The following is a 9,902-nucleotide window of genomic DNA, read 5'->3' on the forward strand; positions in this document are numbered from 1 at the left end:
GTGCTCGGCCTGTCCGCCCGGCTCACCCGGTCGATCCTGCGTGACCTGCGGGCCGCGAGGAAGGCCGGCGTCGCGTCCGCGGGAACGCCGATGTCCTCGATACCGAGCGCGTGCACCGTGATGAAGTACCGGTGCTCGCCGTGCCCAGCCGGCGGGGCCGCGCCGACGTACCGGGCGGCACGCGCGTCGTTCGGCAGCTGGACGGCCCCGGCGGGCAGCCTGGATCCGGTGTCGTCACCCGCGCCTTCCGGCAGGGCCGTGGTGTCGGCCGGGATGTTGGCGACAGCCCAGTGCCAGAAGCCCGATCCGGTCGGGGCGTCCGGGTCGTAGACGGTCACGGCGTAGCTCCGAGTGCCGGCCGGGGCACCGCTCCAGCTCAGCTGCGGAGAAGCGTCCTCACCGCCGGGCACCCCGAACATGCCCGAGAGCTGCGGCGCGGCAAGGGGCTTGCCGTCCTCCACGGATGTGCTGGTCAGCGTGAAGCTCGGCACCTCAGGGAGGCGCGCGAACGGGTCGTTGCCGCTCATGGTTCCTCTTTCATCGTCGTCGGGCCACCGGCCCACGATCGACTACGCTAGCAATAATCGATTATTTTGGGTAGCGTGATCGGCATGACACCGCCGCCCTCACCGTCCGAGCGGATGTACTCGTGGTTGCACACCGCCGTGCTGCACGGCGAGTTCGCGCCGCAGCAGGCCCTCAAGCCGCAGGAGCTGGCCACTCGTCACGGCGTCAGCCTGGCCGTCGTGCGGGAGGCCCTGCTCCGTTTGGCCGGCGAGGGGCTGGCGGACCGGCTGCCCAACCGCGGCTTCGCCGTACCCGCGACCGGCGCTGATCGCTGGCAGCAGATCGCCGAGGCCCGGTTGACGGTCGAGCCCGCCATGCTGCGCCTGGCGATCGCGCGGGGCGACCTTGAGTGGGAGGCCCGGGTCCGGGCCGCGCACCATCGCCTCGCGGGTACGCCGAGCCACGCCCGCAACGGCGACCCGCACTACAGCGACGCGTGGGCGGAGGCGCACCGGACTTTCCACCGCACGTTGCTCGACGGCTGCGGCAACGACGTGCTGCTGGAGACGTTCGACCGGCTGTGGACCGCGAGTGAGCTCGCCCGCCGGTGGTCGTCGCTGAGCAATCCCGGCCGGGACGCCATCGCCGAACACCGGGCGATCGAGGAGGCCGCCCTCGCCCGCGACGCCGATCTGGCCGCCGACCTGCTGGGCCACCACGTGGGCCGCACGGCCGCCGCACTGTCCCCCGCGAACGGGGACCAGGCGGAGAGTGGCCCAGCGAATTGACCAGGTCAGGGTCGACCGGGCCAAACGCCACTGGCGAAAGGGCGACCAAGCGAAGCCGACCAAGCGAAGCCGACCAAGCGAAGCCGACCAAGCGAAAGCGACCGCGCCGGCGGTGACTAGGACGTGCGGCGGGCGAGCAGAGTCGAGTCAGCGATCTCGACCGTGACACCCTCGCGGACCGCGGTGCGGGGCCGTTGCTCCACCACCACCGGCTCGAAGTTCTCCGGCAGGCCCGGCAGCAGTTCCTCGGCGACGAACATCGCCTTGCGGTGGCTGGCCGACAGCTGCGTGAACACCTCGGACGGCGCGTGGCCGACCACGAGCAGATGCCCGCCGGGCGCGACAGCACCGGCCAGCCGGCGGGTCACCTCCACCATCCCGCCGTCCGGTGGGTGCAGGAAGTGGCTGGTGACCAGGTCGAAGGTCCGGCCCTCGGCCGCGAACGCCCGCGCGTCGACCTGCCAGAAGTCGACGCTGTCAGCCACCCCGGCCTGCTCGGCGTGCCGGGCGGCGCGGGTCAGGCCGTTGGACGAGAAATCCGCGCCGGTGACCTTCCAGCCCTGCTGGGCCAGCCAGATCACGTCGCCGCCCTCGCCGCAGCCGACGTCGAGCGCGGTGCCCGGCGTCAGCCCGGTCACCTCGGCGACGAGCTGCGGGTTGGGCTGGCCGCTCCAGACCTTATCCGGGCCGGAGTAGCGCTCGTCCCAGCTCGGCGGTTCGAACATGGCCGTCGCCTCGGCCTCGGACTGATGCCCGTGTCCGTGCCCGCTCATCGGGCCACACCCCGGCCCGTCGCGGCGATCCGGCCGTACAAGTTGTTGATGTCCATGCTCATCAGCGTGCGCACCGGTCCTCGCAATGACAAGTTCCGTTGCCGGAACGGCAAACGGGCGGATGCCGGCCATCCGCGTTCGCGGCATGATCGGGGCATGGGTTCACCTTTGCACAACCGCGACGTGGACTGGGACCGATGGCCGGTCACCGACTACCTGGACGAGATCTACCGGGATGTGGCGCCCGACGACGACGCGGTGCTCGTGCACCACTCGGCCTTCTATCGGCGCTTCCCGCCTGGGCATTTCGCGCGGTCACTGGAGCTCGGTGCGGGTCCTAACCTGTACCCCCTCATGCTCACCTCCGCCGTAAGCCGGGACATCGAGGCGGTGGAGCCGAGCGCGGCCAGTGTGGCGTACCTGGAGAAGCAGCTCCGCGACGGCCCGGAGGAGAGCTGGCAGCGCTTCTACCACCGGTGCCGGGAGCTGCAGCCCGAGTTGCCGCCCACCCTGAGCGAGGCGCTCGCGCGAGTGCGCGTACGCCGAGGTGGCACCGGCGATCTGTCGCCGGACACCTACGATCTGGCCTCCATGCACTTCGTCGCGGAGAGCGCCACCGAGGTCGCCGACGAGTTCCGCGACCTGTGCCTGACCTTCGCCGGGTCGGTCCGCCCGGGCGGGTGGCTCGTGGCCGCGTTCATGGAGAACATGGGCCGCTACCAGATCGGCAGCGGGCCGCACTGGCCCGGCTATCCCGTGGATCCCGAGATCGTCCGCGCGGTGTTCGCGCCCGTGACCACGGACCTGGTGGTCGAGCGGATCGACTCGGCCGCGACCAGTGACGGCTACGAGACCACCGGGATGGTGCTGCTCACCGCCCGCCGTGCGGGGCACTGACCCGGGCGAGGAGCTCCTGCAGCATCAGCCCGCGGCGCACGTCCAGGTCGTGCGGCACGCCGGAGCGTACGGCGGCAGCGAACTCGGCCCGCAGCACCGGCCAGCACTCCCGGTGGTCGACCGGGCCGAAGTCCAGCGTCAGCTCCCCCGCCGGCCCGTACAGGTCGATGCCCGCCTGCGAGGACGCCAGCCCGACGGCGCCGGACAGCGACAGCTGGCTGATCGCGCCGCCGCGGTGCGCGCAGGTCAGCTCGATCCAGCGGCGGCTGTCGCCGTAGGCGCGCAGTTCCTCGATCGGGCCGAGGGCGGCGTCGGCCAGGTCCAGCAGGTGCGGGCCGAGGTCGTACAGGGCGCCGCGGGTCAGCCGCCAGCCGGTGGCCATCGCGCCGTCGAGGAACGCGCCGTGCAGGTAACGTGCTCTTGCTCCGGCTGAGGTGAACTTCGCCGCCGCGGCGAGGAATGCTCGCGTGCTGTGGTGGTAGCGCTTGGTGAGCACGAGCTGGGTGACCACGCCGCACTCCGCGACGGTGTCGGCCAGCGCGCGGGCCGCGTCCAGGTCGAGCGCCAGGGGCTTTTCCAACAGCAGGGCCTTACCGGCCCGGGCGGCGCGGGGTGCGAGGTCGGCCTGCGCATCCGGCGGTACGGCGAAAGCGACAGCCTCGCATCGATCGAGCAGTTCCTCGTACGAGGTGGCGGCGTGCGCGCCCAGCCGGGCGGCGAGGTGTGCGGTGGCCTCCGGGCGGCGCGACCAGACGGCGGCGAGACGGGTCTGCGGGCCGGCGGCGAGCACCGGCCCGTGCATCGTGGCTGCCCAGGGCCCGGCGCCGACCAGGCCCACATCGACCGGCTGGGCGTGCTCGTCGCGTTCCATATCGGAACATTATCGGCCAGAAGTGGCCAGATCGGCAGGCACCATGCGGGCGAGTTCGGCGTCGACGGCGGCCGGGGCGTAGACCTGATCGACGACCATCGCGTACCCACCGGCCACCGCCGACTGGGCACCGAGCCGGCTCGTCGTCACTTCCAGGTGGCGGGTCGAGCGCGGCAATGCGCTCTGGTAGAGCACCTCGCGCACGCCGGTGACGAAGTGGATGTCCGCCAGGTCACCGGCGATCACCAGCACCGCCGGATTGAGCATGCAGACCACCGTGGACAGCACCTCGCCGACCAGCTTTCCCGCCGTACGGGCCAGCTGCACGGCCTCGACGTGTCCGGAGCGGATCCGTTCGACCAGCTCGGCGCCCGACGATGTGGGCGTGCCCGCGGCGGTGAGCCGCTGGGCCAGCGCCAGGCCGCTGGCCACCGCGGCCAGGCAGCCGTAGAGGCCGCACTCGCAGCGGGCCTCGGGATGGTCGTGCAATCGGATGTGGCCGATGTCCCCGGCCCCGCCGTCGATGCCGCGGTAGACCTGCCCGTCGATGACCACGCCGGCGCCGACACCGGTGGCCACCTTCACCAGCACCAGCGCCGGACAGCCGGGGTAGTGGACCGTCTGCTCGCCCAGCGCCATGAGGTTCGCGTCGTTGTCGACAAAGACCGGGCGGTTCCAGGTACGGCGTAAGCGGTCGGCGATCGGGTAGCCGTCCCAGCCCGGCATGATCGGCGGCTGGGTGACCACGCCGGCGTCGAACTCGACCGGGCCGGGCACGCCGACGCCGATGCCCCGTACCCGATCGGGGTCCCACCCGGCCCGGGCCAGCACCCGGCGGAACGCGCCGTCGACCCAGCCCAGCACCGAATCAGGCCCGCAGCCGATCTTGATCGGCTCGTGCTCCTCGGCCAGCGGCTGCCCGCCCAGGTCCACCACCGCGGCCCGGGCGTGGTTGCCGCCGAGGTCGGCCACCAGCACCACGCCGTGCCCGGTGTCGACCTCGAGCAACTCCGCCGGGCGCCCGCCGGTCGACCCCTCCACCCCGGAGGCCCGCAGGTAGCCGGTCGCGCGCAGCAGGTCGAGGCGCTGGGTGATGGTCGACCGGGCCAGGCCCGTGTAGCTCTGCAGTTCACCTCGGGTGCGGGCACGTCCGGTGCGCACCAGCCACAGCAGGTGCCCGGCCGAGTTCTGGTTGCCCGGGAGGCGCTTCACGGCAGAAGTGGTCACGGTGAGTAGCGTAAACACCACGGCTGTCGAGGGCGATTGCGCCGCACTATTGCCCGGCGGCGAGACATAAGTAGGACAGTGATCGGCCGGAAGATTATGCGTTCCGCCACGAATGGCCCGACCGATAGGGTGAAATGTCGGAGTGCCGCAGACAGTGCAGTTCACCTCCCCGCAGTGCGTCGAGGTGGTCGACCAGCCCACCGCGAAGCTCGGCCCCGGCCAGGTACGCGTGCATACCAGCTTCTCCGGCATCTCGGCCGGCACGGAGCTGACCGCCTACCGCGGCACCAACCCGTACCTGAACAGGTCCTGGGATCCGGACCTGCGGTTGTTCGTCGACGACACCAGCGGCCTCAGCTATCCGGTGGCCGGGCTTGGCTACTCCGAGGTGGGCGAGGTCGTCGAGGTCGCCCCGGACGTCGCCGGTGACCCGGGCATCCCGGCGGTCGGCGAGCAGGTGTGGGGCATCTGGGGGCACCGCGCCGAGGCTGTCCTGCCGGCCGAGAAGCTGCGCGGTTGCACGGTCCCGGACGGTCTCGACCCGATCGCGGCGACGTTCGCCCGGGTCGGTGCCGTGGCGCTCAACGCCGTTCTGGCCGCGGACGTGCACCTCGGCGAGACGGTCGCCGTCTTCGGCCAGGGTGTGCTGGGCCTGCTCACCACCCGGCTCGTGCGGCTCTCCGGCGGTTCGGTCGTGGCGGTCGACGCGGTGCCGGGCCGCCTCGAGAAGGCCCTGGAGTACGGCGCCGACGCCATCATCGACGTCCGCGACGGCACGGTGGGGCCGCAGATGCGCCAGCTCACCGACGGCCGCGGCGCCGACGTGGCGATCGAGATCAGCGGCTCGTATCCGGCGCTGCACGAGGCGATCCGCGCGGTCGCGGTCAACGGCCGGGTGGTCGCCGCGGGCTTCTACCAGGGCGAGGGCGTCGGGCTGCGGCTCGGCGACGAGTTCCACCACAACCGCGTACGGCTGATCTGCTCCCAGATCGGCGGGGTCCCGCCGGACGTCGCCGGACGCTGGGATCAGGTTCGCCTGAACCGCACGTTCCTCAGGTTGGCCGTAGAGCGCCGGATCGACCCGGCCGGGCTCGTCACCCATGTCATTCCGGTGGAAGAGGCGGCGGCCGCGTACCGCATGCTCGACCGCCGTCCCCACGAGGCACTCCAGGTGGTGTTGAAGTTCCCGTGATCAAGCTTTCCTGCCAGGAGCAGTTGCTGCCCGGCCAGACGCTGCAGGAGAAGTTCGAGTTCGCCCGGCGCGCCGGCTACGACGCCATCGAATTGCGCGGACACGGCGACTTCGCGTTCCGCGACCGGCTGCCCGAGTTGCGCCGGGCGGCCCGCGACGGGGTGCCCATGCCGTCGGTGTGCGTCGACATGCGGCACTTCTTCGGCGCCTTCGACCCGGACCTGCGCCGCGACGCCGTCGCCCAGCTCAAGTCGCAGCTGTCGGTGATCGCCGAGGTGGGCGGCCCCGGCGCGGTGGCCTGCACGCCGGCCTCGTGGGGCATGTTCTCCCGGCGGCTGCCCCCGTTCGAGCCGCCGCGCAGCGAGGAGGAGGACCGGGCGGTGCTGCTCGAAGGCCTCACCGAACTGGGTGAGCACGCTGCCCGCGAGGGTGCGACGCTCGTGCTGGAGCCGCTCAACCGCTACGAGGACCACATGGTCAACCGGCTCGAGCAGGCGGTCGAGCTGGTCGGCGCGGTGGGCCTGCCGACGCTGAAGGTGCTGGCCGACACGTACCACATGAACATCGAGGAGGACGAGCCCACGTCGGCGCTCGTCAAGGCAGCCGCGGCGCTGGGTCACGTACAGGTGAGCGACTCCAACCGTTTCCAGCCCGGTGCCGGGCACCTCGACTGGGCGGCGCTGCTGGGCACGCTCGACGCGATCGGCTACGACGGCTACTTGGCCCTGGAGTGCCGGCTGCGCGGCGAACCGGCCGCCGCCGTCGCCGCCGTGCCGGGCTTCCTGCGCCGCCACGACGTCAGCGGGCCGGCGTGACCGACGACCTGGACCGGGCCGCCCGGCGGGTGCTGGCCGCGAACTGGCGGCAGTGCGCCACCGTGCCGGCCGCGGCTCTCTATCCGCACCAGTGGAGCTGGGACTCGGCCTTCATCGCGATCGGGCTGCGCCACCTGTCCCCCGCCCGGGCCCAGCGTGAGCTGGAGTCGTTGTTCGGCGCGCAGTGGCGGGACGGGCGCGTGCCGCACATCGTGTTCGACCCGCACGTGAGTGCCGACGCCTACTTCCCGGGTCCCGCGTTCTGGCGTTCCGGGGCGGTGCCCGGGGCGCCGGGCGTGCCGACCTCCGGCATCGTCCAGCCGCCCGCGCACGCTCTGGCCGCCTGGTCGACCTACTTCGCGGACCCCGCGACGGCGCGCGCCCGCGGCTTCCTGCCCCGGATCTACCCACGATTGGTCCAGTGGCACCGCTACCTGGCGACCCGCCGCGATCTGAGCGGCGACGGCCTGATGTCGGTCGTGCATCCGTGGGAATCCGGCATGGACAACAGCCCGGCCTGGGACCTCCCGCTGTCGCGGGTGATCCCGGTGCCGACGACCGAGTTCACCCGGCGCGACCTCAACCACGGTGTCGCCGCGGAACGGCCCACCGACGACGACTACGGCCGCTACGTCCGGCTCGCGCGGGACTACCGGGACGCCGGCTACACCGATTCGTTGCAGGTGCACGGCTTCGCGGTCGAGGATCCGTTGGGCAACGCCCTGCTGGCCGCCGGCGAGCACGCGCTCGCGTCGATGGCGGCCGAACTCGGCCACGACCCGGAGCCACACCTGGCCGCAGCCGCCCGCTTGACCGACGCCCTGGTGTCTACTCTGTACGACCCGGCCGCCGGGATGTTCTTCCCGCGTGATGTGCACACCGGCCACCTCATCCAGACCTATTCCGTAGGTGGCCTGGCCCCGCTCATCGTGCCGGGCCTGCCGGTAGCCGCCGAGCTGGTGAAGACCGCTCTGGGTGACCGGTTCCGGCTGCACGAGGCCTGCCCACTGCCGTCGTACGACCTCACCGCCGCCGACCATGACGCGAGCCGCTACTGGCGCGGGCCGGGGTGGGTCAACACGAGCTGGCTGGTCTGGCACGGGTTGCGGCTGCACGGCGAGACCACGCTCGCCGACGATCTGCGCCGGCGCCTGCTGGACCGGGTGCGCACCGCCGGCTTCCGCGAGTACCTCGACCCGCTGACCGGCGCGGGCCACGGCGCGAGCGACTTCAGCTGGACCGCGGCGCTGACCCTCGACCTCCTCCGGACGGCATGAGCGGACACTCGGTGGTCGCGGGCACGACGTGTCTGCTGACCACCGCTGTCGGCGGGGACGTCACAGGCTCGGCGGTGGACGGCTTCTTCATCGACGACTGCCGTCATCTGTCGCGACTGGTGCTGACCGTCCCCGGAACGGCGATCGCGGAATCGAGCAGCCGGCCAGGCGGCGGCCCAAGAACCGACGGCCCACCCGGACGTCCCGCCGGGCCTGCCGGGCCTGACGGCGGATCTGGACGAGGCGGTCGCGCGCACTCCGGAGCCACGCCCTTACGTGCCCTGCGCACCGATGCCACCTCGACGGTCTACGCGCCGGAGACGGCCCGCCATGAGGACCCGCCCTATGCGGTCACCCGGCGCCGGGAGGTCCGGCCCGGCCGGCTGGTGGAGTCGCTGGAAGTGACGAGCTTCCTCGGCACACCGCAGATCGTCGAGCTCGGCTACGAGCTGGCAGCCGACTTCGCCGACCAGTTCGAGCTGCGCTCGGCGCGCGCCTTCGACAAGTCCGACGCGATTCGCCACGCCGACGCCACCGGGGGCCGGCTGGTCTACTCCTACGTCCGGCGTGGATTCGAGCGCACGACGACGATTCACGCCTCGCCGACCGCGCTGCTGTCTACCGCAGGTCTGCAATGGACGGTCGTCGTGCCGCCACTGGAGTCGGTGACACTGGAGATCACGGTGTCGGGTGACGAGCAGGCCGGCACCGCAGGTTCACCTCCGGCACCTCAGGATGACCTTTCCCGCTGCGTACGGCAGGGTCTTGCCGACCTCGACGCCCTGCGCATGCCGGCACCCGGCGTGCCCGGGGCGGTCGTGCCGGCCGCCGGCGCGCCCTGGTTCCTCACTGTCTTCGGCCGCGACAGCCTGCTCAGCTCGCTCTTCGCCCTTCACCACCGGCCGGAGTTGGCCGCCGGAACCCTGCGGGTGCTGGCCGCCACGCAGGGCCGCACGACCGACACCTCCCGGGTGGAGGAGCCGGGCAAGGTGATCCACGAGATGCGTCAGGGCGAGCTTGCCACCACCGGCGAGGTGCCGTACGCCCGCTACTACGGTTCGGTCGACGCGACGCCGCTGTTCCTCATGCTGCTGGCCGAGCACCACGAGGTCACCGGCGACGACCTGCCGGCCAAGGAACTCGAGGAAGCGGCGCGGGCCGCGGTGGGCTGGATGCTCGGTCCGGGCGGGCTGGCGACCGGCTACCTGCGGTACCGCACCGACCTGCCGGGCCTGGTGCACCACTGCTGGAAGGACTCCGCCGACTCCATCGTCTTCCGGGACGGTACCCGGGCCGCCGGGCCGATCGCGGTGGCCGAGGCCCAGGGGTACGCCTACCGCGCCCTGCTGGGCACGGCCCGGCTCGCGACGCACGTGTGGGGCGACCCGGCGTGGGCGGCAACGCTCACCGCGGCCGCGGCGGACCTGCGCGACCGGTTCGCCCGTGACTTCCGGCTGCCGGACGGCTTCGTGGCCCTGGCCCTCGACGGTACGGGCACGGCGGTCGACGCGGCGGCGTCGAACGCGGGACACCTGCTGTGGTGCGGGCTGCTCGC

10 protein-coding genes are annotated in these 9,902 nt (G+C 72.3%); 6 read left to right on the forward strand and 4 right to left on the reverse strand.

All coding sequences use genetic code 11. From position 1 onward, the window contains the following. Positions 1 to 527: YbhB/YbcL family Raf kinase inhibitor-like protein (locus tag AB0C29_RS19225; protein WP_360821872.1), on the reverse strand; the 527-nt coding region annotated here is incomplete at its 3' end. An 84-nt stretch (positions 528 to 611) separates the two neighbouring features. Between AB0C29_RS19225 and AB0C29_RS19230 the strand changes: the two genes are divergently transcribed. Beyond that, the gene (locus tag AB0C29_RS19230) at positions 612 to 1,295 is read left to right on the forward strand and encodes a GntR family transcriptional regulator (protein WP_360821874.1); all 684 of its coding nucleotides are present in this window, start codon (positions 612 to 614) and stop codon (positions 1,293 to 1,295) included. Positions 1,296 to 1,411: 116 nt separating this feature from the next. Here AB0C29_RS19230 and AB0C29_RS19235 read toward each other — a convergent pair whose 3' ends face one another. Further along, the gene (locus tag AB0C29_RS19235; RefSeq protein WP_360821876.1) at positions 1,412 to 2,068 is read right to left on the reverse strand and encodes a class I SAM-dependent methyltransferase; all 657 of its coding nucleotides are present in this window, start codon (positions 2,066 to 2,068) and stop codon (positions 1,412 to 1,414) included. Between the two features lie 156 nt (positions 2,069 to 2,224). Between AB0C29_RS19235 and AB0C29_RS19240 the strand changes: the two genes are divergently transcribed. Beyond that, entirely contained in the window at positions 2,225 to 2,965 is a 741-nt protein-coding gene (locus tag AB0C29_RS19240; RefSeq protein ID WP_360821877.1) for a hypothetical protein, read from the forward strand. Here the strand turns inward: AB0C29_RS19240 and AB0C29_RS19245 are convergent. Beyond that, entirely contained in the window at positions 2,940 to 3,836 is an 897-nt protein-coding gene (locus AB0C29_RS19245; RefSeq protein WP_360821879.1) for a Gfo/Idh/MocA family oxidoreductase, read from the reverse strand. The genes AB0C29_RS19240 and AB0C29_RS19245 overlap by 26 nt on opposite strands. A 9-nt stretch (positions 3,837 to 3,845) precedes the next feature. Further along, entirely contained in the window at positions 3,846 to 5,063 is a 1,218-nt protein-coding gene (locus AB0C29_RS19250; protein WP_360821881.1) for an ROK family protein, read from the reverse strand. Between the two features lie 142 nt (positions 5,064 to 5,205). On the opposite strand from AB0C29_RS19250, the gene AB0C29_RS19255 reads away from it, so the two are divergent. The 4 genes from AB0C29_RS19255 to AB0C29_RS19270 all read left to right on the forward strand — a co-directional run. Further along, positions 5,206 to 6,255, forward strand: coding sequence for a zinc-binding alcohol dehydrogenase (locus tag AB0C29_RS19255; protein WP_360821883.1), 1,050 nt, complete (start codon positions 5,206 to 5,208; stop codon positions 6,253 to 6,255). Then, entirely contained in the window at positions 6,252 to 7,070 is an 819-nt protein-coding gene (locus AB0C29_RS19260; RefSeq protein ID WP_360821885.1) for a sugar phosphate isomerase/epimerase family protein, read from the forward strand. Before AB0C29_RS19255 ends, AB0C29_RS19260 begins: the two co-directional genes overlap by 4 nt. Next, positions 7,067 to 8,347, forward strand: a complete 1,281-nt coding sequence (locus tag AB0C29_RS19265; protein WP_360821887.1) for an MGH1-like glycoside hydrolase domain-containing protein — start codon at positions 7,067 to 7,069, stop codon at positions 8,345 to 8,347. The genes AB0C29_RS19260 and AB0C29_RS19265 overlap by 4 nt, the downstream gene beginning before the upstream one ends. Next, positions 8,344 to 9,902 (forward strand): glycogen debranching N-terminal domain-containing protein (locus AB0C29_RS19270; protein WP_360821889.1); only part of this gene is annotated, 1,559 nt, incomplete at its 3' end. The genes AB0C29_RS19265 and AB0C29_RS19270, both read left to right, overlap by 4 nt.

The organism is Actinoplanes sp. NPDC048791 (genome assembly GCF_040650095.1).
GTDB lineage: Bacteria > Actinomycetota > Actinomycetes > Mycobacteriales > Micromonosporaceae > Actinoplanes.

Excerpts from the sequence above, each read along its gene's own strand:
- AB0C29_RS19230 (WP_360821874.1), top strand. The coding sequence starts at position 612 with ATGACACCGCCGCCCTCACCGTCCGAGCGGATGTACTCGTGGTTGCAC.
- AB0C29_RS19235 (WP_360821876.1), bottom strand. The coding sequence starts at position 2,068 with ATGAGCGGGCACGGACACGGGCATCAGTCCGAGGCCGAGGCGACGGCC.
- AB0C29_RS19240 (WP_360821877.1), top strand. The coding sequence starts at position 2,225 with ATGGGTTCACCTTTGCACAACCGCGACGTGGACTGGGACCGATGGCCG.
- AB0C29_RS19245 (WP_360821879.1), bottom strand. The coding sequence starts at position 3,836 with ATGGAACGCGACGAGCACGCCCAGCCGGTCGATGTGGGCCTGGTCGGC.